The sequence below is a fragment of the Kitasatospora sp. MAA4 genome (genome assembly GCF_029893355.1).
In the GTDB taxonomy this organism is placed as follows: Bacteria; Actinomycetota; Actinomycetes; order Streptomycetales; family Streptomycetaceae; genus Kitasatospora.
On sequence record NZ_JARZAI010000003.1, the window covers coordinates 235663 to 262166 of the forward strand.

27 protein-coding genes are annotated in these 26504 nt (G+C 72.4%); 9 read left to right on the forward strand and 18 right to left on the reverse strand.

Annotation, left to right across the window (positions count from 1 at the left end; genetic code table 11):
• Nucleotides 1-12: 12 nt before the first annotated feature.
• The 7 genes from P3T37_RS05675 to P3T37_RS05705 all read right to left on the reverse strand — a co-directional run bounded on the left by P3T37_RS05675 (nucleotide 13) and on the right by P3T37_RS05705 (nucleotide 4837).
• Complete coding sequence (locus P3T37_RS05675; protein WP_280722294.1) at nucleotides 13-138, reverse strand: hypothetical protein; 126 nt, start codon at nucleotides 136-138, stop codon at nucleotides 13-15.
• Nucleotides 139-211: 73 nt separating this feature from the next.
• Nucleotides 212-586 carry a fluoride efflux transporter CrcB gene (gene crcB / locus P3T37_RS05680; RefSeq protein ID WP_280722295.1) on the reverse strand — a complete coding sequence of 125 codons (375 nt, stop codon included), beginning with the start codon at nucleotides 584-586 and terminating at the stop codon, nucleotides 212-214.
• Complete coding sequence (locus P3T37_RS05685; protein ID WP_280722296.1) at nucleotides 583-942, reverse strand: DUF190 domain-containing protein; 360 nt, start codon at nucleotides 940-942, stop codon at nucleotides 583-585. Before P3T37_RS05685 ends, crcB (P3T37_RS05680) begins: the two co-directional genes overlap by 4 nt.
• Nucleotides 939-1409, reverse strand: coding sequence for a fluoride efflux transporter CrcB (crcB, locus tag P3T37_RS05690; protein WP_280722297.1), 471 nt, complete (start codon nucleotides 1407-1409; stop codon nucleotides 939-941). The genes P3T37_RS05685 and crcB (P3T37_RS05690) overlap by 4 nt, the downstream gene beginning before the upstream one ends.
• Nucleotides 1410-1436: 27 nt before the next feature.
• Nucleotides 1437-1730, reverse strand: coding sequence for a hypothetical protein (locus P3T37_RS05695; protein ID WP_280722298.1), 294 nt, complete (start codon nucleotides 1728-1730; stop codon nucleotides 1437-1439).
• A gap of 68 nt (nucleotides 1731-1798) precedes the next feature.
• Nucleotides 1799-3397: an LCP family protein gene (locus P3T37_RS05700; RefSeq protein WP_280722299.1), complete on the reverse strand. Its 1599-nt coding sequence runs from the start codon at nucleotides 3395-3397 to the stop codon at nucleotides 1799-1801.
• 147 nt (nucleotides 3398-3544) lie between these two features.
• A complete protein-coding gene (locus P3T37_RS05705) occupies nucleotides 3545-4837 on the reverse strand; it encodes an FtsW/RodA/SpoVE family cell cycle protein (RefSeq protein ID WP_280722479.1) in 1293 nt (430 codons plus the stop codon).
• Nucleotides 4838-5114: 277 nt separating this feature from the next.
• On the opposite strand from P3T37_RS05705, the gene P3T37_RS05710 reads away from it, so the two are divergent.
• Together P3T37_RS05710 and P3T37_RS05715 are read left to right on the forward strand one after the other, a co-directional pair.
• Nucleotides 5115-5468: a metalloregulator ArsR/SmtB family transcription factor gene (locus tag P3T37_RS05710; protein WP_280722300.1), complete on the forward strand. Its 354-nt coding sequence runs from the start codon at nucleotides 5115-5117 to the stop codon at nucleotides 5466-5468.
• A complete protein-coding gene (locus P3T37_RS05715) occupies nucleotides 5461-8130 on the forward strand; it encodes an HAD-IC family P-type ATPase (RefSeq protein ID WP_280722301.1) in 2670 nt (889 codons plus the stop codon). Before P3T37_RS05710 ends, P3T37_RS05715 begins: the two co-directional genes overlap by 8 nt.
• Before the next feature lie 4 nt (nucleotides 8131-8134).
• Here P3T37_RS05715 and P3T37_RS05720 read toward each other — a convergent pair whose 3' ends face one another.
• Nucleotides 8135-8581, reverse strand: a complete 447-nt coding sequence (locus P3T37_RS05720; protein ID WP_280722302.1) for a MarR family transcriptional regulator — start codon at nucleotides 8579-8581, stop codon at nucleotides 8135-8137.
• A gap of 102 nt (nucleotides 8582-8683) precedes the next feature.
• Here P3T37_RS05720 and P3T37_RS05725 point away from each other — a divergent pair, with 102 nt between their 5' ends.
• Together P3T37_RS05725 and P3T37_RS05730 are read left to right on the forward strand one after the other, a co-directional pair.
• Nucleotides 8684-9709, forward strand: coding sequence for an NADP-dependent oxidoreductase (locus P3T37_RS05725; RefSeq protein ID WP_280722303.1), 1026 nt, complete (start codon nucleotides 8684-8686; stop codon nucleotides 9707-9709).
• Nucleotides 9710-10096: 387 nt separating this feature from the next.
• Complete coding sequence (locus P3T37_RS05730) at nucleotides 10097-10591, forward strand: DUF3145 domain-containing protein (RefSeq protein WP_280722304.1); 495 nt, start codon at nucleotides 10097-10099, stop codon at nucleotides 10589-10591.
• Between the two features lie 62 nt (nucleotides 10592-10653).
• On the opposite strand, the gene P3T37_RS05735 is transcribed toward P3T37_RS05730, so the two are convergent.
• From P3T37_RS05735 to P3T37_RS05755, 5 genes are all read right to left on the reverse strand, one after another.
• Nucleotides 10654-11919 (reverse strand): beta-ketoacyl-ACP synthase II, encoded by a 1266-nt coding sequence (locus P3T37_RS05735; protein WP_280722305.1) that lies wholly within the window; start codon nucleotides 11917-11919, stop codon nucleotides 10654-10656.
• Between the two features lie 99 nt (nucleotides 11920-12018).
• Entirely contained in the window at nucleotides 12019-12267 is a 249-nt protein-coding gene (locus P3T37_RS05740; protein WP_280722306.1) for an acyl carrier protein, read from the reverse strand.
• An 84-nt stretch (nucleotides 12268-12351) separates the two neighbouring features.
• Nucleotides 12352-13383, reverse strand: a complete 1032-nt coding sequence (locus tag P3T37_RS05745) for a beta-ketoacyl-ACP synthase III (RefSeq protein ID WP_280722307.1) — start codon at nucleotides 13381-13383, stop codon at nucleotides 12352-12354.
• A complete protein-coding gene (locus P3T37_RS05750; RefSeq protein WP_280722308.1) occupies nucleotides 13380-14318 on the reverse strand; it encodes an ACP S-malonyltransferase in 939 nt (312 codons plus the stop codon). Before P3T37_RS05750 ends, P3T37_RS05745 begins: the two co-directional genes overlap by 4 nt.
• Before the next feature lie 89 nt (nucleotides 14319-14407).
• On the reverse strand, nucleotides 14408-15595 hold the full coding sequence (locus P3T37_RS05755) for a helix-turn-helix domain-containing protein (RefSeq protein WP_348533214.1): 1188 nt from the start codon (nucleotides 15593-15595) through the stop codon (nucleotides 14408-14410).
• A 183-nt stretch (nucleotides 15596-15778) separates the two neighbouring features.
• Between P3T37_RS05755 and P3T37_RS05760 the strand changes: the two genes are divergently transcribed.
• Nucleotides 15779-16564, forward strand: a complete 786-nt coding sequence (locus P3T37_RS05760; RefSeq protein WP_280722309.1) for a pirin family protein — start codon at nucleotides 15779-15781, stop codon at nucleotides 16562-16564.
• Here P3T37_RS05760 and P3T37_RS05765 read toward each other — a convergent pair.
• A complete protein-coding gene (locus tag P3T37_RS05765; RefSeq protein WP_280722310.1) occupies nucleotides 16561-17397 on the reverse strand; it encodes a serine hydrolase domain-containing protein in 837 nt (278 codons plus the stop codon). The two genes, P3T37_RS05760 and P3T37_RS05765, sit on opposite strands and share 4 nt — an antisense overlap.
• 100 nt (nucleotides 17398-17497) lie before the next feature.
• On the opposite strand from P3T37_RS05765, the gene P3T37_RS05770 reads away from it, so the two are divergent.
• From P3T37_RS05770 to P3T37_RS05780, 3 genes are read left to right on the forward strand one after another with little or no spacing between them, the layout of a single operon-like run.
• A complete protein-coding gene (locus tag P3T37_RS05770) occupies nucleotides 17498-17896 on the forward strand; it encodes a MerR family transcriptional regulator (protein ID WP_280722311.1) in 399 nt (132 codons plus the stop codon).
• The gene (locus P3T37_RS05775) at nucleotides 17893-18909 is read left to right on the forward strand and encodes an aldo/keto reductase (RefSeq protein WP_280722312.1); all 1017 of its coding nucleotides are present in this window, start codon (nucleotides 17893-17895) and stop codon (nucleotides 18907-18909) included. Before P3T37_RS05770 ends, P3T37_RS05775 begins: the two co-directional genes overlap by 4 nt.
• Before the next feature lie 15 nt (nucleotides 18910-18924).
• Nucleotides 18925-19311 carry a hypothetical protein gene (locus P3T37_RS05780; RefSeq protein ID WP_280722313.1) on the forward strand — a complete coding sequence of 129 codons (387 nt, stop codon included), beginning with the start codon at nucleotides 18925-18927 and terminating at the stop codon, nucleotides 19309-19311.
• On the opposite strand, the gene P3T37_RS05785 is transcribed toward P3T37_RS05780, so the two are convergent.
• Together P3T37_RS05785 and P3T37_RS05790 are read right to left on the reverse strand one after the other, a co-directional pair.
• On the reverse strand, nucleotides 19296-20474 hold the full coding sequence (locus tag P3T37_RS05785; protein WP_280722314.1) for an alpha/beta hydrolase: 1179 nt from the start codon (nucleotides 20472-20474) through the stop codon (nucleotides 19296-19298). The genes P3T37_RS05780 and P3T37_RS05785 overlap by 16 nt on opposite strands.
• A gap of 192 nt (nucleotides 20475-20666) precedes the next feature.
• A complete protein-coding gene (locus P3T37_RS05790; protein WP_280722315.1) occupies nucleotides 20667-21341 on the reverse strand; it encodes a TetR family transcriptional regulator in 675 nt (224 codons plus the stop codon).
• A 184-nt stretch (nucleotides 21342-21525) separates the two neighbouring features.
• On the opposite strand from P3T37_RS05790, the gene P3T37_RS05795 reads away from it, so the two are divergent.
• Complete coding sequence (locus tag P3T37_RS05795) at nucleotides 21526-23133, forward strand: MFS transporter (RefSeq protein WP_280722316.1); 1608 nt, start codon at nucleotides 21526-21528, stop codon at nucleotides 23131-23133.
• A gap of 52 nt (nucleotides 23134-23185) precedes the next feature.
• On the opposite strand, the gene P3T37_RS05800 is transcribed toward P3T37_RS05795, so the two are convergent.
• A complete protein-coding gene (locus P3T37_RS05800; protein WP_280722317.1) occupies nucleotides 23186-23365 on the reverse strand; it encodes a hypothetical protein in 180 nt (59 codons plus the stop codon).
• Nucleotides 23366-23484: 119 nt separating this feature from the next.
• Nucleotides 23485-26235 (reverse strand): pyruvate dehydrogenase (acetyl-transferring), homodimeric type, encoded by a 2751-nt coding sequence (aceE, locus tag P3T37_RS05805; RefSeq protein ID WP_280722318.1) that lies wholly within the window; start codon nucleotides 26233-26235, stop codon nucleotides 23485-23487.
• Nucleotides 26236-26504: the final 269 nt, after the last annotated feature.

A 26504-nucleotide genomic window follows, 5' to 3' on the forward strand; every position in this document is an offset into this window, starting at 1 on the left:
CCGACCGGTGCCTCAGCCGGTGCCGACCAGGCGCAGCATCGCCCACAGCGCAGTGGTGGCGCAGGCCAGGGTGGCCGGCACGGTCCACAGCCCCAGGCGGGCGAAGGTGCCGGGACCGCCGCGACCGCCTCCGGCCACCCGCGCGGCCGGGCCACGGCGAACGCGAGCACCGTCAACAGCAGGGCGACGGACAGCACTTCGGCGCCGACGCTCACCCCCACAGGGCCTGGGCCAGGGCCGATCCGGTGTACACCGCGCCCAGGCCCGCGACCACGCTGGCGACCACGTTGGCCACCGCGAAGAAGGCGGCGCCGTCCTCGGCGAGCCGCAGGGTCTCGTACGAGAACGTCGAGTAGGTGGTCAGCGCGCCGCACAGGCCGGTGCCGATCAGCAGTTGGAGCTGCGAGGAGGCGGCTCCGGCGCTGACGGCGCCGGCCAGGGTGCCGAGGATCAGGCAGCCGGTCAGGTTGGCCGCGAAGGTGCCCCAGGGGAAGACGGTGTCGTGCCGGGACTGGACGGCCCGGTCGGTCAGGTAGCGCAGCGGCGCGCCGACCACCGCGCCGAGGATCACCAGTAGCCAGTTCACGCCGTCCCCCGCTCGTCACCGAGCCCGCTGCGGCCGCCGCGGACCACCTCGCAGGCGTCCAGGGTGATCAGCGCCTGCGGCACGAGGTCGTCGAGCTGCGGCAGGAAGGCCCGGACCCGCTCCTCGGTGTCGACGATCACCACGGCCACCGGCAGGTCCTCGGCGAGCGACAGCAGCCGGTTGGTGTGGATCACCCCGGACGCGCCGAAGCCCTCGATCCCGCGGAAGACGGAGGCACCGGCCAGCCCGGCGGCGTGCGCCCGGTGGACGATCTCGGCGAACGCGGGCCGGTGGTGCCAGGTGTCGTTCTCCCCGAGGAGGATCGTCGCCCGCAGGGCGCGGCCGGTGGGACTCATGACTGCCTCCAGCTGATCGCGCGGCGGGTGAGCGCGGCCGCCGCCCACACCGCCGCCAGCGCCGCCAGCAGCGTCAGCGCGAGATAGGCCAGTCCGGTCGCGGCATGCCGGCCCTCGACCAGCCGGTGGATGTCCACCGTGTAGGTGGAGAAGGTGGTGAAGCCGCCGAGCACGCCGGTGCCGAAGAACGGCCGGACCAGCCGGTGTGCGGACCAGACCTCGGTGATCAGCACCATGAAGACGCCGATCACCGCGCAGCCGACCACGTTGATCACCAGGGTGGCCCAGGGGAACGCGTCGGGCGCGGTCGGCCACAACAGCCCGGTGCCGTAGCGGGCGCAGGCGCCCAGGGCGCCTCCGACTGCGATCACGGCGAGGGTATCGCCCTGCCCGCGCCAGGCCGCAGGGCGTCGCGCGGGCGGGCTGGGGTCCAGGTCGGGGTCGACGGTTCCGGCGTCCGGTCGCATCTGCGCAATTCTAGCCGTCGGCCACAGTCACCGGTCGCGGTCGCGGGTGGCGCGCAGCAGCCACCGGGCGCCGCGACCGATCGCTGCGCGGCGGCGCTGGCGGCGTGAGATGCCGCGGGCCTGAGCCGGGATCAGGCCCGGGGCGGTGCCCGCCAGATCGGCCAACCGGTTCCCCGCGGCGGCGAGTTGCGTCAGGATCCGGCGCCGCCGGGCCGGATCGCCGGTGCGCCGTAACGCGGTGTGCAGTCCCTCGATCTCGGCCACGGCGGCTGCCAGTCGCAGCTCGGCGGCCTTGTCGGTGTCCCGATCCCCCCAGAGCATCTGAGCGGTACTCCTTCCCGGCTGCGGGCTTGGCCGCCGCCGTAGTTTCAGGTTGCGAACGTCGGGTCTCAGCCGTAGGTCAGGCCGGTGCAGACGTCCGTGTCGGCGGTCCGGGTGTTGTCCGTGATCGCCGGCGGGACGGTGCTGGGCCCCCCGCTCGCTCCCGCGCCCGGCCCGTTGCCCGGGTTCACCGCCGGGCCGACGCTGGGCTGGTCGGGGTTCCAGGGCGGCCCGGCCGCGGCCAGGTAGTCGTGGCCGAGGTCGACGGCGACCCCGACGGCGCCCGCCCCCTCGTCGGCCTGGATCTCGGCGCCGGGGAAGAACCGGGCGATCTGCTCGGCGTCGTCCTGGTGTCCGGGGCCGTAGCCCACGGCGGTGACGGCCCGTGCGATGCCGGGGCTGCCCGCGACGACCTCCAGGTACCCCCTGGCGGTCAGCTCCTGGACGGCCTTGCCGGCCAGGCCGAGCGCCGCGGTGCCGTTGCGCACGACCACCGGGACGGTCAGGTCCGCGCCCGCCGAAGGGCTTGCCGCGGGGGACGCGGAGGCGCTGGGGTCGGGGATCTGCCCGGTGCTCTGGCCGTCCAGCGTCCGATCGCGGCGCAGCAGCCCCCAGAGCGTGTCCACGTCGGGGTGGACCAGGGCCACCCGGTCCCCGGCGTAGCGCCAGGGCGCGGTGACGAAGGTGAGGTCGGTGAGCTTGATCGATCGCATCGACCGGGCGAAGACGGCCAGCTTCAGCGGGCTGCCCAGGCCCGCGTCCACGGTGAGCGAGCGGGTCGCCGCGTCGGCCAGCGGGAGCAGCGTGGTGAGGTCGAAACCCTGCTCCTGGATCTTCTTGAACAGCGAGCCGAGGAAGGCCTGCTGGCGTTTGATCCGGCCGATGTCCGAGCCGTCGCCGATCCCGTGCCGGGCCCGGACGTAGTCCAGGGCCAGCTGTCCGGAGACGGTCTGCCGGCCCTTGGCCAGGTGGATGCCGTAGCCGTTCACCGGCGTCGGCACGCAGACCTCGACGCCGCCGACCGCACTGGTCATCGCGGCGAAGCCCTTGAAGTCGATCACGATGGTGTGGTCGACCCGCAGCCCGGTCATCGTCTCGACGGTGTTCTGCGAGCAGGCGGGGTTGCCGGTGGGCGAGCCGCCGATGGCGAAGGCCGAGTTGAACATCTGCTCGTGCTGCGGCGTGGTCCACCGGCCGCTGGGCAGCTTGCAGGGCGGGATGTCCACCAGCGAGTCGCGCGGGATGGAGACCGCGACGGCGTGCCGGTGGTCGGCGTAGACGTGCACCAGCAGGGCGGTGTCCGAGTTGCCCGCGCCGACCGCGCCGCCGGCCAGCTCGTCGTTGCCACCCGCCCGGGTGTCCGAGCCCAGCAGCAGGACGTTGACGGGGCTGGTGCCGTTGGCGTCGGCGGGTCCGGCGTCGGGGCGGCTGGCGGAGATGCCACCGCTGTCGAAGACGTTGAGGTTGCCGTTGATGCGCTGGTAGAACCAGATGCCCGCTCCGGTGGTGGCCAGCAGTAGCCCGGCCAGCGAGAGGCAGCCGATCCGCAGGATCTTTCGGCGCTGCGGGTGGGCGCCGCTGTCCGGGCGCCGTACGCTGAACTCTTCGGCCGACTGCTGGGCGTGCTGCGGGTACGGCTCGTCGGGGCCGGTCTGAGGATCGGTCATCTGTACGCTCCGTGCGGTCGCCGGCGGGCCGGTCGCTCAGGTGGACGGCTCGATCGTGCGTCCGGTTGCACAGTTGCGCAATTTAGCAAGTATTGGGCGGACGGCAAACCCCGCCACCACGGCCAACCGGGTAATAGAGCCGGAGCGTCAGGCGGCCGCCGCCGCGAGGGTGCCGCTGGGTTCGGGGTCGGGCTCCAGGGTGGTGCGGCCGGCCGCGTCGCTGAGTTTGATCATCAGACCGGTGAGCAGCCAGTTCGCCACCGTGGAGGAACCACCGGCGGCCAGGAACGGCAGCGCCTTACCGGTCAGCGGGATCAGTCCGGTCACCCCGCCCACCACGACGAAGACCTGCAGCGCCAGCGCCGCCGCAAGGCCGGTGGCCAGCAGCTTGCCGAACGGGTCGCTCAGCGAGATCGCGGTGCGCAGGCCGCGCTGGATGAAGAGCGTGTAGACCAGCAGCACGGCGGTGACGCCGGCCAGGCCGAGCTCCTCGCCGATGGTGGTGAAGATGAAGTCGCTGCGCCCGGCGAAGCCGATCATCCAGGGCCGGCCCTGCCCCAGGCCGGTGCCCAGCAGGTGGCCGGTGCCGAAGCTGAACAGCGCCTGGGCCGGCTGGTCCGAGATCAGCGAGGGGTCGTGCACGGGCTTGTAGTAGTCCAGCGGGTGCAGCCAGGCCTCGACCCGGCCGTGCACGTGTGGCTCCAGGGTGCCGACGACCACGGCTCCGCCGACCGCCATCAGGACACCGAAGATCATCCAACTGGTCCGCTCGGTGGCGACGTAGAGCATCACCACGAAGACGCCGAAGAAGATCAGCGAGGTGCCGAGGTCGCGCTCGAAGATCAGCACCAGCAGGCTGACCACCCAGATCGCCAGCACCGGGCCGGCGTTGCGCCCGCGCGGCAGGCTCAGGCCCCAGACCTTGCGGCCGACCAGCGCCAGCGCGTCCCGACTGATCGTCAGGTAGCCGGCGAAGAAGATGGTGATGGCGAGCTTGACGAACTCGTCCGGCTCCAGCGAGATCCCGGGCAGCCGGATCCAGCGCTTGGCGCCGAAGGTGTCGCCGGGGAAGAAGGCGGGCGCGGCCAGCAGCACCAGCGAACCGACCATCAGGATGTAGACGTAGCGCTGGAAGAACCGGTGGTGCTTGACCAGCACGATCAGCGCGATGGCCGCGAAGACCGCGATGTAGAGCCACATCACCTGGGAGGGTGCGGCGGGCAGCTTCTGGTAGTCACCCTTGGCGGCGTGCACGATCGCGTACGACTGGTCGAGCCGGTTGAGCAGCACCATGCCGAGGCCGCTGAGCATCACCGCGCACGGCAGGATCAGCGGGTCCGCGTAGCGCGCGAAGCGCCGTACCGCGAGGTGCATGACGAGCGCGAGCAGCGAGAAGCTGACGCCGTAGACCAGCAGGCCCTTGGGCAGCTTGTTGTTCATCGCGAGGTTCGCGTCGATGTAGCCGTACAGCGAGACCACGACGGCGAACGCCACCAGGGCGAGTTCGAGGTTGCGGCGACGGTCGGCGCCACGCCGCCCCTCGGCCCGAAGGCTGCCTATCACGGAAATCTCCCCATCGGCGCGACATCCTGGACCGGCGAATTCTCGCACGTCCGCGGTGCACCGCGGTCCACGGGCCCCTACGAGACCGCGGGGAGCGCGGCTACACTGAGCCCCCTTGCGAGCCTGTTCGAAAACCAGGGAGAGGGCGGTACGGATGACGGGCTGGTCCGGTCACGACGACCCGTCCCCACAACTCCTCCAGCAGGCGGCGGCCTCCTTCGGGCTGCTCGCCTCCACCATGCGGCTGCACATCGTCTGGGTGCTCAGCCAGGGCGAGGCCGATGTGGGCACGCTCGCCGACCGGGTCGGCGGCACCCTGCAGGCGGTCAGCCAGCATCTCGCCAAGCTCAAGCTGGCGGGCATGGTCTCCAACCGCCGCGAGGGCCGCCGCCAGGTCTACGGGGTGGACGACCCGCAGGTGGCGACGCTGGTCCGGCTGATGGTCGAGAAACTGGACGATCCGACCTTCGGCGGCGAGGTGCACCGGCTGCGGAGCAGCGGTGCCTGAGCACGAGCTGCACTCGCCGGCGCTCCCCGCGCCGGGCCGCCCCGACCCTGTGGACGAGCCGTCCCCGGGGGACCGGCTGGCCAGGATGAGCAGGCTGCAGATCCTGCGCGAGGCCGCCTCCTCCCCGCGCGGCCTCACCGAGGCGCAGGCCGAGGCCCGGCTGGCCGAGTTCGGCGACAACACCGTGCTGCCGCGCCGCGAGGCGGCCTGGTCCCGGCGCGCGCTGACCGCCGTACGCGACCCCTTCACCGTCCTGCTCGCCGGCCTCGCGCTGATCTGTGCGGTGATCGGCTCCTGGGGCAGCGCGGCGATACTGGCGACCCTGGTGCTGATCGCGGGCGGGCTGCGCTTCGCCGGTGAGCGGCGCTCGGCGCGGGCCCTACGGGCCCTGCGCGAGCTGCTGCCCGGCACCGCCACCGTGCTGCGCCGGGCCGAGCAGCAGGATCTTCCGCTGGCCAGGGAGATCCCGGTCGACCAGCTGGTCCCGGGCGACCTGGTCCGGCTGAGCAGCGGTGACGCCGTCCCGGCCGATCTGCGGCTGCTGCGCGCGCAGGGTCTCGCGGTGGACCAGTCGGCGCTCACCGGCGAGAGTGATCCGGTCCCGCGGGCGGCTCCGGACGCCCCGCCGGCGGGCGCGGCCGCGAGCGGCTTCGAGGAGCCGCACCTCTGCTTCACCGGCAGCCGGGTGGTGTCCGGCAGCGCGACCGGTGTGGTGGTCGCCACCGGCGGCGCCACCCTTTTCGGCGCCGCGCACGCCACGGCTCCGGCCTCCCGCGCCGGGCGCTCGGCGGTCGAGCGCGGCGTCCGGCGGGCGGTGTGGGCGCTGATCGCCTTCATGCTGGCCGCGGTGCCGCTCACCGTCGGTGCCGACACCCTGCTGCACGGCTGGAGTGCGTCGCTGCTGCCGTTCGCGGTCGCCGCCGCCGTCGGGCTGACTCCGGAGCTGCTGCCGGTGGTGCTCAGCACGGTGCTGACCCGCGGAAGCCGGCGGCTGGCGGGCCACGGGCTGCTGGTGCGGCGGTTCCCGGCGGTTTCCGAGCTCGGCGCGATGGACGTGCTCTGCGTCGACAAGACCGGCACCCTGACCACCGGGACGCTCGCCGTCGCGCTCTCGCTGGATCCGGCGGGCCGTCCCGATCCGCGGGCGCTGCGGCTGGCAGCGCTCGCCGCCGACGCCGCCTTCGAGAGCGCCGAGCCGGGGGCCTTCGACCCGGCGGACGAGGCGCTGCTGGACGCCGCCGACGCGGCCGGGCTGCTGGACGGCCCGGGGCCCGCGGTGCTGGCGGTGCTCCCGTTCGACGCCGCCCGGCGCTGCGCGTCGGTGGTGCTGCGCGAGCCGGGCCGGCACGTCCTGCTGCTCAAGGGGGCGCCGGAGGCCGTTCTGGAGCGCTGCACCGAGGTACGCACCGGACCGGGTACGACCCGCCCTCTGGACGAGGACGGGCGGGCCGCGCTGGAGCGGCTGGCGGCGGAGCGGGCCGAGGCCGGGCTGCGGATGCTCGCGGTGGCGCGCGCCGAGCGGGCGCCGCGGCTGGGCAGCTACGGCCTGGCCGACGAGCAGGGCCTGACCCTGATCGGATTCGTCGGTATGCAGGACGAGCCGGCCGATTCGGCGGCCGAGGCGCTCGGCCTGCTGGCTGTGGCCGGCGTCGCGATCAAGGTGGTGACCGGGGACCACCCGCGCACCGCCGTCCGGCTCTGCCACCGGCTGGGCCTGGCGCCGGGCCCGGTACTGCTCGGCAGCGAGCTGGAGGCGCTCGCCGCCGAGGGAGGCGGCGCTCTGGCCGAGGCGGTCCGCGGTGCCGTGGTGCTGGCCCGCTGCTCGCCGGAGCAGAAGGCCGCGGTGGTGCAGGCGCTGAGACGGGACGGGCGCAGCGTCGGCTACCTCGGCGACGGCGTCAACGACATCCCCGCCCTGCGGGCCGCCGACGTCGGCATCAGCGCCGGGACGGCGGTCGGCGCGGCCCGGGAGTGGGCCGACGTGGTGCTCGGCGACCGCGACCTGACGGTGCTGGGCCGGGCCCTGGCGGTCGGCCGCTCGGCCGTCACCAGCGTGGCGGCCTATCTGCGGATCGCGCTCTCCTGCAACCTTGGCAACGCGGTCTCGATGCTGGCCGGCGGGGTGCTGCTGCCGTTCCTGCCGATGCTGCCGGTCCAGGTGCTGGTGCAGAACCTCTGCTTCGACGCGGCGCAGCTCTCCTTCGCGGTGAGCAGCCGCGACAGCCGCGCGGGGGCCGCGCCGGTCCGGCTGCGCTGGGGCTCGCTGGCGCGCTTCGCGGTCCTGTTCGGGCTGCTCAACTCGGTCTGCGACATCGCGATGTTCGAGGCGATGAAGCGGGTGACCAGGGGCTTCGTCGTGCCGGACGCCGCGGGGATGTTCCACACCGCGTGGTTCAGCGAGAACCTGGCCACCCAGGCGCTGGCGCTGCCGCTGCTCTACAGCGTCAGCAGCCCGGGCCTGCGTCCGCCGCGTGCGGTGTGGTGCGCGGCGACGGCCCTTGGGCTGGGCGGCCTGCTGCTGCCCGGCAGCCGGCTGGGCGAGCTGCTGGGCTTCGAGGCGATGCCGCCGGCGGCGTACGCGGCCCTGGGCATCGTGACGGTCTGCTACGGCGGCCTGCTGCTGGCCGGCCGCCGCTGCTGGCAGCGCTTCGGGGGCTCCTAGCCGGCTAGAGGTTGGCGCCGGTGAGGATCCGCTGGAGCAGGTCGCGCAGGGTGGTGCGCTCGGTCTCGTCCAGGGCGGCGAGCGGCTCGCGGGCGAAGTTCAGCGTCTTGCGCAGCTCCTCGGTGGCCGCCTGACCGGCCTCGGTGGCGGCGACCAGCTTGACCCGGCGGTCCTGCGGATCGGCCTCCCGGGTGACGAACCCGCGGGTCTCCAGCCGGTCCACGATGCCGGTGATGTTCGACGGCTCGCAGCTCATGGTCTGGGCGATGTGCCGCATCGGCATCGGGCCGCGCCGCAGCAGCGCTAGCACCTTGGCCTGGGCACCGGTGAGCGAGCGGGCGGCCGCGGCCTCCTCGTACTCCCGGTGGAAGAGGGCCACCAGGCCCGCCATCAGGTCCACGACCTCGCGGGTCAGATCGTCGGCCGACGCGGGCACGGGTTCGTTCGACATGCCGCCAGCCTACCTGAATATTTGACATCCTGAACCTTTCATGTCCATGGTTGCTTCAGTAAGTCAACCTTTGATGTGGACCAGAGAGCAGGGAGCAAACCGATGGCAGAGCAGACTGTGCCGACCACCGCCCGCGAGTGGCACCTGAAGGCCCGGCCGAACGGCTGGCCGGTTCCCGGCGACTTCGACCTGGTCGAGGTGCCGGTGCGGCAGCCCGCGGCGGGCGAGATCCTGGTCCGCAACGCCTTCCTGTCGGTCGACCCGTACATGCGCGGCCGGATGAACGACGTGAAGTCCTACATCCCGCCGTTCCAGATCGGCGAGGCGCTGGACGGCGGCGCGGTCGGCTACGTGGTGGCCTCGGCCGCCGAGGGCTTCGCGGTCGGCGACGCGGTGCTGCACGGTCTGGGCTGGCGCGAGTACGCCACCGTGCCGGCCAAGGGTGCGGTCAAGGTCGACCCGGAGCTCGCCCCGCTCTCCTACTACCTCGGCGTCCTCGGCATGCCCGGACTGACCGCCTACGCCGGCCTGCTGGAGGTGGCGAGCCTGCAGAAGGGCGACGCCGTCTTCGTCTCCGGCGCGGCCGGTGCGGTCGGTTCGCTGGTCGGCCAGATCGCCCGGCTCAAGGGCGCCTCCCGGGTGGTCGGTTCGGCCGGCTCCGCGGCGAAGGTCGCCAAGCTGGTGGACGACTACGGCTTCGACGCCGCCTTCAACTACAAGGACGGCCCGGTCCGCGAGCAGCTCGACCAGGCCGCGCCCGACGGCATCGACGTCTACTTCGACAACGTCGGCGGCGAGCACCTGGAGGCGGCCATCGGCGCGCTCAACGTGCGCGGCCGGGCCACCCTGTGCGGTGCCATCGCCCAGTACAACGACACCTCCGCGCCCGCCGGTCCGCGCAACCTCGCCCTGGTGATCGGCAAGCGGCTGCGCCTGCAGGGCGTGCTGGTCGGCGACCACGCCGCGCTCCAGCCGCAGTTCGTCGCCGAGGTGGCCGGCTGGCTGAAGGACGGCAGCCTGCGCTACGACGAGACCGTGGTGGAGGGCGTGGAGAACACCGCCGAGGCGTTCATCGGCCTGCTGCGCGGCGACAACACCGGCAAGATGGTCGTCAAGCTCGGTTCCTGATCTCTCGTCATCTCCCCTCGCGCCCCGGTGGACCGTCAAGGTCCGCCGGGGCGCGCGCGGTTGGGTCACGCGACCCGGGGGGCGCGTATTCGGGCCGGTTCCGAGAGAGCGTCAGACAGGCTTCCGCCCGGCGCGATAGCGTGGCCGCAGCGCCGCACCGGAGCTGGATGGGGCCGTTCGGGGGAGAGATCCCGATCAGGGGTAGACCTCTCTGCGGAACTGACTACCATGGTTGAAGCCTGTCCGTTTTGAGCAAGTTAGTTACCTAATGTCGATTGACCTGAGTGACAAACGGGCAGGAAACCGCCAAGTGGCGCTCAGGACCAAACGGCCACGGGCACGAGGCAGCTGGGGAAGGCGACCCTCGTCCACAGCCTGGAGGTCCCGGTGACGACACGTGGAGTCCTGTACATCCACTCCGCGCCCCGCGCGCTGTGCCCGCACGTCGAATGGGCGATGGCGGGCGTACTCGGCGTGCGGGTCAGCCTCGACTGGATCCGCCAGCCGGCCGCGCCCGGCCACTGGCGTTCCGAGTTCTCCTGGCAGGGGGAGCCGGGCACCGCGTCGCGGCTGGCCTCGGCGCTGCGCGGCTGGCAGCTGATGCGCTACGAGGTGACCAGCGAGCCCTGCGCCACGGCCGAGGGCGAGCGGTACAGCAGCACCCCGAGCCTGGGCATCTTCCACGCCGTCACGGGGATGCACGGGGACATCCTGATCCCGGAGGACCGGCTGCGGGCCGTCCTGCTGCGGGCCCGCCACGAGGGCGGTGACCTGGAGGCCGAGATCTCCCGGCTGCTCGGCAAGCCCTGGGACGACGAGTTGGAGCCGTTCCGCTACGCCGGCGAGGGCGCGCCGGTGCGCTGGCTGCACCAGGTGGTGTGACGCGAAAAGGCGGGCCCCGGCAGGGCCCGCCCACTTCACACGGTTGCGCAGAACGCGGTTGTTCAGACGCTGCGGAAGGCCAGCACCACGTTGTGGCCGCCGAAGCCGAACGAGTTGTTCAGCGCGGCGATCCGGCCCTGCGGCAGCTCGCGGGGGGCGATCCGGACGATGTCGGCGTCCACGTCGTCGTCCACGTCGTCCAGGTTGATGGTCGGCGGCGCCACCCGGTGGTAGAGCGCCTGCACGGTGGCCACCGTCTCGATCCCGCCCGCGCCGCCCAGCAGGTGACCGGTCATCGACTTGGTCGCGGAGATGGCGACGTGGTCCAGGTGCTCGCCGAGCTCCTTGCGCAGCGCCTTGATCTCCGCGATGTCGCCCTGCGGGGTGGAGGTGGCGTGCGCGTTGACGTGCACCACCTCGGCCTTGTCCAGACCGGTGGACTCGAACAGGTGGGCCAGCGCGCGGGCCACGCCCGAGCCGGTCGGCTCCGGCTGCGCGATGTGGTGGGCGTCCGAGGACAGGCCCTGGCCGACGGCCTCGCAGTAGACCCGGACACCGCGCGCGGCGGCGTGCTCGGCGGACTCCAGGACCACCACGCCGGCGCCCTCGCCCAGCACGAAGCCGTCGCGCGCCTTGTCGTACGGGCGCGAGGCGTGCTGGGGGGCGTCGTTGTTCTTGGACATCGCCATCATGTTGGCGAACGCGACGATGGGCAGCGGGTGGATCGCCGCCTCGGTGCCGCCGGCCACCACGACGTCGGCGCGGCCGGTGCGGATCATCTCGATCGCGTAGCCGATCGCCTCGGCGCCGGAGGCGCAGGCGGAGACGGGCGTGTGCACGCCGGCCCGGGCACCGACCTCGATGCCCACGTTGGCGGAGGGGCTGTTGGGCATGAGCATCGGCACGGTGTGCGGGGACACCTTGCGGACGCCCTTCTCCTTCAGCACGTCGTACTGGTCGAGCAGGGTGGTGACGCCGCCGATGCCGGAGGCGATCACGGCGCCCAGGCGCTCGGGGGCGAGCGGGGAGGACTCGTCGACGGCCGAGGTCTCGAAGCCGGCGTCGGCCCAGGCCTCGCGGGCCGCGATCAGCGCGAACTGCGCCGAGCGGTCCAGCTTGCGGCAGAGCGGGCGGGGCAGGATCTCGCTCGGCTCGATCGCGGTGCGCGCGGCGATCCGGACCGGCAGCTCCGCTGCCCACTCCTCGGTCAGTGCGGCCACGCCGGAACGGCCGGCGAGCAGGGCCTCCCAGGTGGAGGCGGCGTCGCCGCCCAGCGGCGTGAAGGCGCCGATACCCGTGACGACCACGGTGCGGTTTTCAGCGGTCACTGGTTCTTCTTCTTTCACGTGTTGCAGGCGGTGGCCGGCCCAAAAAGGAGGGGGCCCGATGGGGGCGGCGGGTTGTGCCGCCCCCACCGGAAGGGTGAATCAGGCGGCGGCGTGCTTGAGGATGTAGTCCACCGCGTCGCCGACGGTCTTCAGGTTCTTGACCTCGTCGTCCGGGATCTTCACGTCGAAGCGCTCCTCGGCGGCCACGACGACCTCGACCATGGAGAGCGAGTCGACGTCCAGGTCGTCGGTGAACGACTTCCCGAGCTCAACGTCCTCGGCCGGGATGCCGGCGATCTCGTTGACGATCTCGGCGAGACCTTCCAGGACCTCGTCCTTGGTAGCCATAGTGGCTGCTCCTCATTCGCTGGTGTTGGCGTCCCGCGGCTGCGTGACGCCGAGTAGTGGTCCCCGTAAGGCGTGTCACGGTGCCTATGGGAGGGTAACGACTGCTGCGGCGTAGACCAGACCCGCCCCGAACCCGATGATCAGGGCGAGGTCGCCGCTCTTCGCCTCTCCGCTCTCCAACATGCGCTCCATGGCGAGCGGAATGGAGGCGGCGGAGGTGTTCCCGGTCTCGGCGATGTCGCGGGCGACAGGCACCGAGTCGGGCAGTTTGAGGGCCTTGATCATGGCATCGGTGATGCGCATGTTGGCCTGGTGCGGGATGAAGGCGCCGAGCTGATCGGCCGTCACCCCGGCGGCGTCCAGCGCCTGCTGGGCCACCTTGGCCATCTCCCAGACCGCCCAGCGGAAGACCGTCTGGCCCTCCATCCGCAGCGCGGGCCACTTCTGCTCCGCCCCGGCGCCGTTGACGGCGTCCGGCTTGGCGAAGGCGGTGTCCCACGCCTCGGTCTGGGTGATGACGTCCTTCTGCGAACCGTCCGAGCCCCAGATGACCCGCCCGATCCCGGGCGTGTCCGAGGGGCCGACCACGGCCGCGCCTGCGCCGTCGCCGAAGATGAAGGCGGTGGAGCGGTCCGTGGTGTCGGTCAGGTCGCTGAGCCGCTCGACGCCGATGACCAGCACGTAGTCGGCGCTGCCGCCGCGGATCATGCCGTCGGCCAGCGAGAGGCCGTAGCCGAAGCCGGCGCAGGCCGCGGAGATGTCGAAGGCGGGCGCGGTGCCGCAGCCGAGCCGCTCGGCGATCTCGGTGGCGACGGCCGGCGTCTGCTTGAAGTGCGAGACGGTCGCCACGATCACGCCGCCGATCTGGGACGCGTCGATGCCGGCCTGGGCGATCGCCTTGCCGGCCGCCTGCACCGACATCTCGGCGACGGTCTCGTCCGGGCCGGCCCAGCGCCGCTCGGCGATGCCGCTGCGGGTGCGGATCCACTCGTCCGAGGACTCGATCCACTCGAGCACCTCGGAGTTCGGGATCACCCGCACCGGCCGGTAGCCGCCCACGCCGTGGATCCGCGCGTACGCGGCGCCGGCGTGCGGCTGGATCCGGGCTGCGCTCATGCGCCCACCTCGGCGTGCTCGTCAACCAGCGCGCGGGCCTTGTCCAGGTCCGCCGGGGTCTTCAGGGCCAGCGTGGCGACGCCCTTGAGGTTGCGCTTGACCAGCGCGGTCAGCGTGCCGGCCGGGGCCAGCTCGATCACGCAGGTGGCGCCGAGCTGCTGGAGGGTCTCCATGCACAGGTCCCAGCGAACCGGGTTGGACACCTGGGAGACCAGCCGGGCGAGCACCTCGCCGCCGGCCTGGACGACCTCGCCGTCCTTGTTGGAGACGTAGGCGACCGACGGGTCGGCCACCGTCAGGCTCGGGGCCAGCTCGGCCAGCCGCTGCACGCCGGGCGCCATGTGGGCGGTGTGGAACGCCCCGGCCACCTTGAGTGCGATCAGCTTCGAGCCGGCCGGCGGGTCGGCCCGCAGGGCCGCCAGCTGGTCCAGCGTGCCGGCCGCCACGATCTGGCCGCCGCCGTTGTTGTTCGCGGGCGTCAGGCCGTGCTCGTCCAGCTTGGCCGCGACCGCCTCCGGGTCGCCGCCGAGGACGGCGATCATGCCCGTCTCGGTGACAGCGGCGGCTGCGGCCATCGCGCGGCCGCGCTCGCTGACGAAGGTGAGCGCGTCGAGGGGGCTGAGCACGCCGGCGAGCGCGGCGGCGGTGATCTCACCGACGCTGTGTCCGGCGAGCGCGCCGACGAGCTTGCTGACCTGGTCCGGGCCGGGCAGCAGCCGGTCGGCGGTGATCAGGCCGGCCGCGACCAGCAGGGGCTGGGCGACGGCGGTGTCCTTGATCTCCTCGGCCGAGGCCTCGGTCCCGTAGTGCACCAGGTCGAGTCCGGCCACGTCCGACCACTGGCCGAGCCGGTCGGCGACGCCGTCCAGTTCGAGCCAGGGGTTGAGGAAGCCGGGGGACTGGGCACCCTGTCCGGGGGCGACGATTACGAGCACGGTTCAACCCTCTCTCGCCAGGCGCCCGAGGGCGGGTAGGCGACGGTAACGAAGATAAGTACGTCGGATTGTGGAATCCCTACAGGCCGTCAACCCTGCTCGGCACTCGACTCCAGTCGGCCCAAGGCAAGGGCGATGCGCAGAGTGAACGCCGAACGTACGTCCGAAGGAGCGTAGCCAGTGACGTCTGTCACACGACGGAGCCGGTAGCGCACGGTGTTCGGGTGGACGAAGAGCATCCTGGCCGCACCCTCGAGTGAGGACGCCTGCTCCAGAAAGACACTCAGCGTCTCGAGCAGTGCCGAGCCCGCCTCGTCCAGCGGTGTGTAGATCTCCTCCACCAACTGACGACGCGCCACCAGATCTCCGGCCAGCGCGCGTTCCGGCAGCAGGTCGTCCGCCAGCACCGGGCGCGGGGCGTCCGGCCAGGCCGCGCAGGCCTTCAGCCCGGCCGCCGCGGCATGGGCGGAGCGGGTGGCCGAGAGCAGGTCGCCGACGGTCGGGCCGACCACCACCGGGCCGGGCGCGAACTGGCCGATCAGCGCGCGGGCGGCGTGCACCGGCTCCTTCTCGCCGCCGACCACCACCACCAGGCGCTTGCCGAGCACGCCGGTCAGCACGTGCAGCCGGGCGTACCGGGCGGCTCTGCGGATCGCCTCGACGACCGCCTCGCTGTCCCCGTCCGGGGCGCTGCCCATCACCACCCGCACCTGGCTGGGCTGGCCCCAGCCGAGCGCGGCGGCGCGCGACAGGACGCCCTCGTCCGCGTCTCCGGAGAGCAGCGAGTTGACCACCAGCGCCTCCAGCCGGGCGTCCCAGGCCCCGCGGGCCTCGGCGGCCTGGGCGTAGACCTGGGCGGTGGCGAAGGCGATCTCGCGGGCGTAGACCAGCACGGACTCCCGCATGCCGTCCTCGTCGCCCGGCGCCGCGACCTCCGGGATCGCCTCCTCCATCACCTCGATGGTGGTGCGGATGAGCTCGACGGTCTGACGCAGCGTGATCGCCCGGGTCAGCTCGCGCGGCGCGGTGCCGAAGACGTCGGTGCTGATCGCCTGCGGGGCGTCCGGGTGGCGGTACCACTCGGTGAAGGCGGCGATGCCGGCCTGGGCGACCAGGCCGATCCAGGACCGGTGCTCGGGCGGCATCCGGCGGTACCAGCCGAGCTGGTCGTCCATCCGGGCGATCGCCGCGGTGGCCAGCTTGCCCGCCGACTTCTCCAGCCGCTTGAGCGTGGCCGCCCGCAGCTCGGCGCGCTCGGCCGCGAGTTGCCGCTCCACGGCTGTCGCGCCGCTGGCGGCTTTCCGGACGGTCCGCTTCGGGCGCGGCGGATTCTGGTCGTTCGCTGCTGGGGCTGAGGGGGCTGGCACAGGGACAAGACTGCCTCACGCCGCGGACTCTTCGCTGCACACCCCCGCGGACCAGCACGGTGGTGCCGCTCACACCGGATACGGTGAGTCGCTGTGACCGACCTCGAAACCGACCGGGGACGCCCCCGGGCAGACCTCCGCCGCACCGCCGAGCGCTACGTCTCCACCCCCGCCGAGGGTGTGGAGTCCCGTCACGCGTTCTCGTTCTCGTCCCACTACGACCCGAAGAACACGCACTTCGGCGCGCTGCTGGCCTGCAACGAGGAGGTGCTGGCGGTCGGTGCGGGCTTCGAGGCGCACCGGCACCGGGACGTTGAGATCCTCACCTGGGTGCTGGAGGGCGCGCTCGCCCACCGGGACGGCGACGGCCACGCGGGCGTGGTGCGGCCGGGCATGGTCCAGCATGTGAGCGCGGGCAGCGGCACGACGCACACGGAGCGCAACGTCGGCGGGGCCGACGTTCCGGTCAGATTCATCCAGATGTGGCTGCAACCCGACGTCTTCGACACGCCCCCCGCGTACGGGCTGCGCCGGGTGCGGCCCGAGCCGGTGGACCGCGTCCTGCTCGCCTCCGGGTTCGCCCGGGACGCCGACTCGCCCGCGCTGCGGCTGCGCCGCTCGGACGCGGCGCTGCACCTGCTCACCGCCGGACCGTGGCAGCCGCTGCCCGAGCTGCCCGAAGCGCCGTACCGCTACGCGCATCTGACCAGGGGCTCGCTCGGCTACCGCACGGTGCCCGGGCCGCAGGGCGCCGGCCGCTCGATGGAGCCGGGGGACAGCGTGCGGATCACCGGCTCCGCCTTCGCCGACCCGACCGCCGGGCCGGACGGCGCCGAGCTGCTGCTCTGGGAGATGCACTCACCGCTCTCTTACGGCTAGCTGCCGCGCAGCTCGTCCAGCACCGCGTCGGTGAACTCCGGCCAGACCTCGGCCGCCCAGGGCCCGAAGTCGCGGTCGGTCAGCGCGACGCAGGCCGCGCCGGCGGCCGGGTCCACCCACAGGAAGGTCCCGGACTGCCCGAAGTGGCCGAAGGTCCCCGGTGAGCTGGTCGTGCCCGTCCAGTGCGGGGACTTCTCGCCGCGGATCTCGAAGCCCAGACCCCAGTCGTTCGGCCGGCAGTGCCCGAAGCCCGGGAGCACTCCGCTCAGCCCGGGGAAGGCCACCTCGCGGGTCGCGGCGGCCACCGTCGAGGCGTCCAGCAGCCGCGGCGCCTGGAGCTCGGCCGCGAAGCGCGCCAGGTCGGCCACGGTGGAGACGCCGCCCGCGCCGGCCGGTGCCCGGTGCGCGGTGTCGAGGTAGGTCGCCGCCATGCCCAGCGGCTGGAACACCGCCTCGGCGGCGTACTGCGCGAACGGGATGCCGGAGGCCTTGGCCAGCGTCTCGGCGAGCACGTCGAAGCCCGCGTTGGAGTAGAGCCGGCGGGTGCCGGGCGCGGCCATCGTGCGGTGCTCGTCGAAGGCCAGCCCCGAGGTGTGGGCCAGCAGGTGACGGACCGTCGAGCCCTCCGGTCCGGCCGGGTCGTCCAGCTCGAAGACGCCTTCCTCGACGGCGACCAGCGCCGCGTAGGCGCTGAGCAGCTTGGTCACCGACGCCAGCGGGAACGGGTGCTCCTGGGGCCCGTTCTCGCCCAGCAGCGCGCCGTCCGCCGCGCGCACCACCGCCGTCGCCGCCGTCGGTACCGGCCAGTCCTCGATCATCCGCAAGCTCTGCATGCACAGAACTCTAGTGCGGCCGAGTGGCAGGCTTGCTTGGAGTGCACTCCAACTCAGTAGCGTCGTTCCCACGTCGCCAGAACCTATGGGGGTTAGCGAGATGATCACCGCCGTCCAGTCGCTGGACCACACGCCACGGCACGCGATCAGCGAGGTCGCCGCGGTCAGCGGGCTCACCGCGCACACCCTGCGCTGGTACGAGCGGATCGGCCTGCTCGACCCGGTGGACCGCTCGCACTCCGGGCAGCGCCGCTACTGCGACGCCGACCTGTCCCGGCTGGCCTTCCTCGGCAAGTTGCGGCTGACCGGTATGTCGGTGGCCGACATGCTCCGGTACGTGGAGCTGGCCAGGGCCGGCGACCAGACGATGGAAGCGCGGCGCGAACTGCTGGTCGCGCACCGCGAGGAGGTCCGGCAGAAGATCGCCGACCTGCACGCGACGCTCGCCGTCCTCGACTACAAGATCGACATCTACTCAGGGAAGAAGCACTCCGCATGAGCCACCCCAGCACGCTCCCCACCGTCCGGCTCGGCGCCGACGGCCCGCTCGTCGGCACCCAGGGCCTCGGCTGCATGGGCATGAGCGAGTTCTACGGCCCGACCGACACCACCGAGGCGCTGGCCACCCTGGACGCGGCCCTCGAAGCCGGTGTCACCCTGTTCGACACCGCCGACGTCTACGGCTCCGGCGCCAACGAGGAGCTGATCGGCCCGTTCGTCCGCGCCAACCGCGACAAGGTGGTGCTCGCCACCAAGTTCGCCATCGAGCGCCGGGACGACGACGTGCACTACCGCGGCATCCGCAACGACCCGGCGTACATCCGCACCGCCGTGGACGCCTCGCTGCGCCGGCTGGGCATCGACGTGATCGACCTGTACTACATGCACCGCCGCGACCCCGCCGTGCCGCTGGCCGAGTCGGTCGGGGCGATGGCCGAGCTGGTCCAGGCGGGCAAGGTGCGCGCGCTCGGACTCTCCGAGGTCACCGGCGCCGAACTGCGCGAGGCGTACGCGGTGCACCCGATCGCGGCGCTCCAGTCGGAGTGGTCGCTCTTCTCGCGGGACGTCGAGATCAGCGCGGTGGGCGCCGCCGCCGAGCTCGGTGTCACGTTCGTCCCGTACTCGCCGCTCGGCCGGGGCTTCCTGACCGGCGCCTTCACCGACGCGGGCGAGCTGGCCGCGGACGACTACCGCCGGTTCCAGCCGCGCTTCACCGGCGACAGCGCGGCCGCGAACGCCGCGCTGATCGCGCCGGTCCAGAAGATCGCCGCCGCGCGGGGCGTCAGCACCGCCCAGGTCGCCCTCGCCTGGGTCCACCAGCGCGCGGACGTGCACGGGCTGACCGTCGTCCCGATCCCCGGCACCCGCAAGCGGACCCGCCTCGCCGAGAACACCGCCGCCGCCACCCTGCGGCTGACCGAGGCCGAACTCGCCGCCCTGGAGCCGATCGCCTCCGAGGTCGCGGGCGCCCGCTACACCGACATGAGCAGCACCGGTGCCGCCCGCGAGTAGCCCTACGGTAGGGGGATGACCTCGGCCCGCGCCGTCCACGGCGTCCATGTCCGCAATGTCCTCCAGAGCGGCTGCGGCGGCCCGTTCGCGATCGTCACCCTCGACTTCGAGCCGGCCGGCGCCGCGTCCTTCGCCTGCGCGCTGTCGGAGGAGGAGCTGCCGGGCGAGTACCGCGAGGCGCTCGCGGCCGGTGTCCGCGCGGAGTCGGACGCGGCGGGCGTGCCGCTGGCCGCGGTGCTGCGCCAGGCCCGCTGGCACGAGGTCGACTCGCACGCGCGCGGCTTCCACGAGGCCGGCGTGCACGCCGTGCGGGAGGCCCTGCGCTGCCTCGCCGAGGGTGATCAGCCGCGCCCGGTGGTCGACCTGCGGCCCGTACGGCGGACGTCTCAGCCGGTGCGGTAGCTGACCGACTCGTAGCTGCCGAGCGCGATGGCGGCGAAGTTGTGCAGGCTGGCGGTGCCGTCGGCGAAGTAGCCGACGTGGCCGGAGGCGCCGGCCGAGGAGATCTCCTCGGCGCCGAAGTCGGCGCTGGTCGGGTCGGCGCCGTGGCCCAGCCCGCCGACCTCCAGGTACGGGACGTCGCCGATCCAGTCGCTCGGGTCGCGGGTGGCCCACAGGTGCACGCCGGTGCCCAGGTCCTGGGCGTTCTGCACGCCCATTCCCGGACTGCCGAGGACGACCATGTCGGTGGTCGCGCCGTGCAGGCTCGGCGCGGCGGTCCCGCAGACCACCGTGCCGTAGGAGTGGCAGATCAGGGTCGGCGGCGCGACCGGGGCGCTGGTCAGCCGCATGCCGTCCAGCAGGCGCAGCAGCCGGGGGGCGCCCGCGTCGGCCAACCGGGAGGTCACGGCGTCCGGTCCGAGGCCGACGGGGGTGACGTACCCGGTCCAGGCGACCACCGCGGTGCGGGTGTCGGGGGACTGGCGCTGCTGCTCGGTCCGCAGGGCGCGGGCCATGCCCGCGGGGGAGCGCAGCGGGTCGACGCTGCGGTCGAAGTGGCCGAGGTCGGTGTCCGAGCCGGGGACGATCACCGAGACCCGCTGGGCGGTCGCCAGGTCGCCGAAGACCTCGCTGACCAGGCCGCGGCCGCGCGGGTCGAAGGCGAGGATCTGCCGGCCGGGGGCCAGCAGCGCCTGACAGTCGTTGGCGCGCGAGACGGCCAGCGCGCGGTCGGTGGCGTCCAGCTTGGAGTCCTCGGACGCCGCTCGCGCGCGGTCGCGCTCGGCGGTCAGCGCCACGGCGTTGGCGCGGTAGCGCAGGTGCAGCGGAGCGCCGTCCAGGTTGCCCACCACGAGCGGGTACTCCTGGACCAGCCGGTCCTGCTGGGCGGGGGTGAGCGTGGCGAAGAAGGCCGCCACGGTGGCCGCGTCGGCGGTAGCGGGGTCGGGCAGTGCCCGGCCGAGCGAGTGGTCCCCGACCCAGGCCGCGGAGCCGGCGGGCGGGGTGGTGATCGCGACCTGTTCGTTGGAGGCGGCCGCCTGGGCCGCTGCCGCACCGGCGTCCGCGAGGACCGCACAGGTGGCGAAGACGCCTATCAGCACACGCTTCAGCCGCCTGCGCTGCATCGCGTCAACTCCCTCGGAAACCCATGACCGTGACAGCGGGCCGGGCCCGGTGGTCGTGCGAATGCCAACTACAGTCGGCCAGCGTATTCGGTCTGAACGGGGGATGTGGACGGACCAAACTGTGGGTTCGGTCACACCGCTGTGGGGTTGACGGCGCCTGACTTGTCCGCTTGTCACCCGTTCGGGGCAGCGTCAGCGCCAGTCGCCGACCAGGGCCGGGCCGAGCTGGTCGAAGTGGCGTTCGATGATCGCGATCATGCCCTCGGGGCCGGCGTCCTGGTCCGGGAACGGTCCGGAGCCCCAGGCCAGGTGGGAGACCCGCAGGACGGCTCCGAAGACCGCGGCCAGCAGGCGCGGCCGCAGGTCGGTCGCAGCGTCCAGCCCCTCGCGGTCGGCGAGCACCTGGGCGACCACACCCTCCTGCTCGGTGGTCCGCCGCAGGTGGGCGGCGAGCAGGGTGGGGGTGCTCTCGATCAGTTGGAGCAGTTCCAGTGCGGCCCGCACGCCGCCGGTGTGCTCGGAGCCGAGGCCGCGCCAGGACTCGGTGATCGCGGCCCGCATCGCCTGCAGCGGGTTCTCCGCGGCCGGCCTGCGGCGCAGGCACTCGATGAAGTAGTCCTCGGCGTCGGCCAGCACGGCGAGCGCGGCCTCGTCCTTGTTGGCGAAGTAGCGGAAGAACGTGCGCTGCGAGACGTCCACCGCGGCGGCGATCTCGTCGATGGTGGTGCGGGCGTAGCCCTGGCTGAGGAAGAGGCTGTGCGCGGCGTCCACCAAGGCGTCCCGGGTGCGTTGCTTCTTGCGCTCGCGCAGGCCGAGTACCCGGCAGGGGGTTTCGGCGTTGGCGGGCGCCGTGGGGGTCGGAGCCATGGGTCAACGATAGCGCTCTGTCAGATGTCAGGTGCCAGCAGAAGACAGTGTTTGCCGATTGTCAGCTACTGACATAATCTGCTGGCAGGTGGCGCTCGCACGGCCGGGACGCTCGTGGGGACGGGTGGGGCCCGGGCGCCACCTCGCCCTCGTACGCCCGTCGGTTGCCTGGAAGGCCCTGTCGATGAGCCAGTCCGATGTTCAGATAGCCAAGACGGACGCCACCGCGCCGCGCAACGCGTCGCCGGGCGGCCGGCGCAGCCTCCAGGGGCACCCCTGGCTGACCCTGCTGACCGTGGCGGTCGGCGTGATGATGGTGGCGCTCGACGGCACCGTGGTCGCCATCGCCAACCCCGTCATCCAGGCCGACCTGCACGCCTCGCCCGCCGACATCCAGTGGGTGACCAGCGGCTACCTGCTGGCACTGGCGGTCTTCCTGATCACCGCGGGCAAGATCGGCGACCGGTTCGGCCACAAGGCCACCTTCCTGGTCGGCGCGGCGGGCTTCGCCGCCACCTCGGCCGCGATCGGCTTCGCCGGCAGCATCCAGACGGTGATCGCCTTCCGGGTGCTTCAGGGCCTCTTCGGCGCGCTGCTCCAGCCCGCCGCGCTCGGCCTGCTGCGCGGGGCCTTCCCGGTCGAGAAGCTGAACATGGCCATCGGCATCTGGGCCGGCGTGATCGGCGCCTCGACGGCCGCCGGGCCGATCGTCGGCGGCCTGCTGGTCGAGCACGTCAGCTGGCAGTCGGTCTTCTTCATCAACGTCCCGGTCGGCCTGATCGCGGTGGCACTGGGCCTGTGGATCCTCAAGGACGTCAGGGCCGAGAACGCCGTCCGGTCCTTCGACATCCCCGGCATCGCGCTGCTGTCGGCCGCGATGTTCATGCTGGTCTTCGGCATCATCAAGGCGCCGGTCTGGGGCTGGGGCGACGGCCGGACACTGGCCTTCCTGGTCGGCGCGGTGCTGGCGATGGCCGCCTTCGCGTTCTGGCAGACCCGGGCGAAGGAACCGCTGGTCCCGCTCAGCCTGTTCCGCTCGGTCCCGCTCTCCGCGGGCGCCCTGCTGATGGTGCTGATGGCCTTCGCGTTCTTCGGCGCGATCTTCTTCGTCACCTTCTACCTGCAGAACGTGCACGGGATGACGCCGGTCCAGGCGGGCGTCCACCTGCTGCCGATGACCGGCATGATGATCGTCGGCGCCCCGGCGGCCGGCGCGGCCATCGGCAAGGTCGGCCCGCGGATCCCGATCGTGGTCGGCATGCTGCTCACCACCCTGGCGATGTACGGGATGTCCACGCTGACCACCACCTCGGGCAGCGGGATGATGTCGCTCTGGTTCGTCCTGATGGGCCTGGGCATCAGCCCGGTCATGGTCGGCGCCACCGAGGTGATCGTCGGCAACGCCCCGCTCGCCCTCTCCGGCGTGGCGGGCGGCCTCCAGCAGGCCGCGATGCAGGTCGGCGGCAGCCTCGGTACGGCCGTGCTGGGCGCGCTGATGGCCGCCCGGGTCGGCGACGTGCTGCCGGGCAACTGGGCCAAGGCCGGGCTGGGACCGCTGCAGGGCGAGCAGCTGGCCCAGGTCAAGCAGGGGGCGCAGCTGGGCATCGGCCAGGCCGGACCAGGGGCGACCCCGGCCCAGATCCACAGCACGCTCGATGCCGTGCACAGCTCCTTCGTCAGCGGCATGTCACTCGCCTTCGCCGTCGCCGCCGTGGTCGCCTTCGCGGCAGCCCTCCTGGGCCTGCTCACCAAGCGCGGCACCACCGACGCCGGCCCGGCCGTCCACATCTGACGGCCCTGCCCCGCGCCCGACCCGAACGCTCCACCGGGTCGGGCGCGGCCTGTTATGCCGTCGTGCGGTCCGCGTCGTCCGAGGGCAGCGCGCGGGCCTCGCGGAGGTAGCGGGCGCGCTCCTCGAGTTCGAGGTCGGGGAAGTAGTCCTTGAGGCGGGTGTTGGCCTCGACCGGCGGCAGGTGGAGGTCGGTGAGGAGGAACCGGGCTCTGGCGATGATTTCGTCCTTCATGGGCCGATCATCGCGCCGACCGGCCGCTGCGGCCCGAGCAGTTGGGCCGACCGGAGCGCGGGCGAACGCCCGAGGGCCGGACCCCAGATAGGGAGTCCGGCCCTCGGTCATGCGTTGACTCAGGCGTCGCCGCCCGCGGCGCCCGGGTGGGCGGCCGACACGTCCAGCAGCTGGTAGCGGTCGATCGCCTCCTTGAGCGCGCTGCGGTCGACCTTGCCCTGCTTGGCGAGCTCGGTGAGCACGCTGAGCACCACCGACTGCGGGTCGATGTGGAAGAAGCGACGGGCCGCGCCGCGGGTGTCGGCGAAGCCGAACCCGTCCGCGCCCAGCGACTGCCACTGGCCCGGCACCCAGCGCGAGATCTGGTCCGGCACCGCGCGCATCCAGTCGGACACGGCGACGAACGGGCCCTCGGCGCCCTGGAGCTTGGCCGTCACGTACGGGACGCGCTGCGGCTCCTCGGGGTGCAGCAGGTTGAACTCCTCGGCCTCCACCGCGTCGCGGCGCAGCTCGTTCCAGGAGGTCGCCGACCACACGTCGGCCGCCACGTTCCACTCCTCGGCGAGGATGCGCTGGGCCTCCAGGGCCCACGGCACCGCCACGCCGGAGGCGAGGATCTGGGCCGGGATCTGGCCGGCGGTCGCCGGGGCGTACCGGTGCAGACCCTTGAGGATGCCCTCGACGTCCACGTTCTCGGGCTCGGCCGGCATCTTGATCGGCTCGTTGTAGACCGTCATGTAGTAGAAGACGTCCTCGCCGTGCGGGTGCTCGGCGCTGGAGCCGTACATCCGGCGGATGCCGTCCTGCATGATGTGCGCGATCTCGAAGCCGTACGCCGGGTCGTACGCGACGACGGCCGGGTTGGTCGAGGCGAGCAGCTGCGAGTGCCCGTCCGCGTGCTGGAGGCCCTCACCCGTGAGGGTGGTCCGGCCGGCGGTGGCGCCGATCACGAAGCCGCGGGCCAGCTGGTCGGCCATCTGCCAGAACTGGTCGCCGGTGCGCTGGAACCCGAACATCGAGTAGAAGACGTAGACCGGGATCAGCGGCTCGCCGTGCGTGGCGTACGACGAACCGGCGGCGATCAGCGAGGCGGTGCAGCCGGCCTCCGAGATGCCGTCGTGCAGCATCTGGCCGCTCGGCGACTCCTTGTAGGCGAGCAGCAGGTCGCGGTCGACCGACTCGTAGGTCTGGCCGAGCGGGTTGTAGATCTTGGCCGACGGGAAGAGCGAGTCCATGCCGAAGGTGCGGTACTCGTCGGGCGCGATCGGCACGAAGCGGTTGCCGATGTTCTTGTCCCGCATCAGGTCCTTGAGCACCCGGACGAACGCCATGGTGGTGGCGATGGTCTGGTTGCCCGAGCCCTTCTTGACGGCCTTGTACGCCTCGTCGCCCGGGAGTTCCAGCTTGCGCGGCCGCACCTTGCGGGTCGGCATGTAGCCGCCCAGCTCGCTGCGGCGGTCGTGCATGTACTGGATCTCTTCGGAGTCCTTGCCCGGGTGGTAGTAGGGCGGGTAGCCCTCGTCGAGCTGCTTGTCCGTGATCGGCAGGTGCAGGCGGTCGCGGAAGCGCTTCAGATCCTCGGTCGTCAGCTTCTTCATCTGGTGCGTCGCGTTGCGGCCCTCGAAGTTCGGGCCCAGCGTCCAGCCCTTGACGGTCTGGGCGAGGATCACGGTCGGCTGGCCGACGTGCTCGCGGGCCGCCTTGAACGCCGCGTACACCTTGGCGTGGTCGTGACCGCCGCGGCCCAGGTGCTGGATCTGCTGGTCGGTCATGTTCTCGACCATCGCGCGCAGCCGCAGGTCGCCACCGAAGAAGTGGTCGCGGATGTAGGCGCCGGTCTCGGTCGCGTAGGTCTGGAACTGGCCGTCCACCGTGGTGTTCAGCTTGTTGACCAGCACGCCGTCGCGGTCCTGGGCCAGCAGCGGGTCCCAGCTGCGGTCCCAGATCAGCTTGATGACGTTCCAGCCGGCGCCGCGGAACTGCGACTCCAGCTCCTGGATGATCTTGCCGTTGCCGCGGACCGGGCCGTCGAGGCGCTGCAGGTTGCAGTTGACCACGAAGGTGAGGTTGTCCAGGCCCTCGCGGGACGCCAGCGAGAGCTGGCCGAGCGACTCGGGCTCGTCCATCTCGCCGTCGCCGAGGAAGGCGTAGACGTGCGAGGCGGAGGTGTCCTTGATGCCGCGGTGCTCCAGGTAGCGGTTCATCCGGGCCTGGTAGATCGCGCCGAGCGGGCCGAGGCCCATCGAGACGGTCGGGAACTCCCAGAAGTCCGGCATCAGCCGCGGGTGCGGGTAGCTGGAGAGGCCGTACGGCGCCTTGGACTTCTCCTGGCGGAACGCGTCGAGCTGCTGCTCGGTCAGTCGGTCCAGGAGGAAGGCGCGCGCGTAGATGCCGGGGGAGGCGTGGCCCTGGAAGAAGATCTGGTCGCCGGACTCGCCGTCCGCGTCCTTGCCCCGGAAGAAGTAGTTGAAGCCCACGTCGTAGAGCGACGCGGACGAGGCGAAGGTGGCGATGTGGCCACCGACGCCGATGCCCGGGCGCTGCGCCCGGGAGACCATCACGGCCGCGTTCCAGCGGGTCGCGTTGAGGACCTTGCGCTCGATCTCCTCGTTGCCGGGGAAGAACGGCTCGTCCTTGGTGGCGATGGTGTTGACGTAGTCCGTGCTGCGCATCTCGGGCACGGCGACACGCTTCTCGCGGGCGCGCTCGATCAGGCGGAGCATGAGGTAGCGGGCGCGCTCGCGCCCCCGCTCGTCAATGGCCGCGTCGAGCGACTCCAGCCATTCCGCGGTCTCCTCGGGATCGAAGTCCGGGACCTGACTCGGAAGGCCGCCAATGATGATCGGGTTGCGATCGGATCCGGAAGCCACGCTGTTCCTTCACTGTCGGTCGAAACTAGAGGTGTGTCGCGCCGCCTCCATCGTGTACCGCAACTCGGAGATCCGTCATCTCTACCGATGGGTAACCGTTTCACCCAGGGGTGAACCGGTCAGTTGGCGTGCGGCAGGGCTGCGTTGCCCTGTCCGCGCACCACCGGGTGATACGAAGAGGTGGTCCGACCTTCAGGCTCCCCGTCCGCCCGATGGCGGGAGGCCGGGGTGAGGGCCAACAGGAGACTCTACGCCCGTGATCGCGTTGC

Bases quoted from the DNA above. Each gene is read 5' to 3' on its own strand.
- P3T37_RS05795 (WP_280722316.1), top strand. From the start codon at position 21,526: ATGAGCCAGTCCGATGTTCAGATAGCCAAGACGGACGCCACCGCGCCG.
- P3T37_RS05705 (WP_280722479.1), bottom strand. From the start codon at position 4,837: ATGAACAACAAGCTGCCCAAGGGCCTGCTGGTCTACGGCGTCAGCTTC.
- P3T37_RS05785 (WP_280722314.1), bottom strand. From the start codon at position 20,474: ATGCAGCGCAGGCGGCTGAAGCGTGTGCTGATAGGCGTCTTCGCCACC.
- P3T37_RS05745 (WP_280722307.1), bottom strand. From the start codon at position 13,383: ATGAGCGCAGCCCGGATCCAGCCGCACGCCGGCGCCGCGTACGCGCGG.
- P3T37_RS05685 (WP_280722296.1), bottom strand. From the start codon at position 942: ATGAGTCCCACCGGCCGCGCCCTGCGGGCGACGATCCTCCTCGGGGAG.
- P3T37_RS05725 (WP_280722303.1), top strand. From the start codon at position 8,684: ATGGCAGAGCAGACTGTGCCGACCACCGCCCGCGAGTGGCACCTGAAG.
- crcB (WP_280722297.1), bottom strand. From the start codon at position 1,409: ATGCGACCGGACGCCGGAACCGTCGACCCCGACCTGGACCCCAGCCCG.
- P3T37_RS05700 (WP_280722299.1), bottom strand. From the start codon at position 3,397: ATGACCGATCCTCAGACCGGCCCCGACGAGCCGTACCCGCAGCACGCC.
- P3T37_RS05790 (WP_280722315.1), bottom strand. From the start codon at position 21,341: ATGGCTCCGACCCCCACGGCGCCCGCCAACGCCGAAACCCCCTGCCGG.
- P3T37_RS05695 (WP_280722298.1), bottom strand. From the start codon at position 1,730: ATGCTCTGGGGGGATCGGGACACCGACAAGGCCGCCGAGCTGCGACTG.
- P3T37_RS05800 (WP_280722317.1), bottom strand. From the start codon at position 23,365: ATGAAGGACGAAATCATCGCCAGAGCCCGGTTCCTCCTCACCGACCTC.
- P3T37_RS05765 (WP_280722310.1), bottom strand. From the start codon at position 17,397: ATGCAGAGCTTGCGGATGATCGAGGACTGGCCGGTACCGACGGCGGCG.
- P3T37_RS05710 (WP_280722300.1), top strand. From the start codon at position 5,115: ATGACGGGCTGGTCCGGTCACGACGACCCGTCCCCACAACTCCTCCAG.
- P3T37_RS05720 (WP_280722302.1), bottom strand. From the start codon at position 8,581: ATGTCGAACGAACCCGTGCCCGCGTCGGCCGACGATCTGACCCGCGAG.
- P3T37_RS05740 (WP_280722306.1), bottom strand. From the start codon at position 12,267: ATGGCTACCAAGGACGAGGTCCTGGAAGGTCTCGCCGAGATCGTCAAC.
- P3T37_RS05780 (WP_280722313.1), top strand. From the start codon at position 18,925: ATGACCTCGGCCCGCGCCGTCCACGGCGTCCATGTCCGCAATGTCCTC.
- P3T37_RS05770 (WP_280722311.1), top strand. From the start codon at position 17,498: ATGATCACCGCCGTCCAGTCGCTGGACCACACGCCACGGCACGCGATC.
- P3T37_RS05775 (WP_280722312.1), top strand. From the start codon at position 17,893: ATGAGCCACCCCAGCACGCTCCCCACCGTCCGGCTCGGCGCCGACGGC.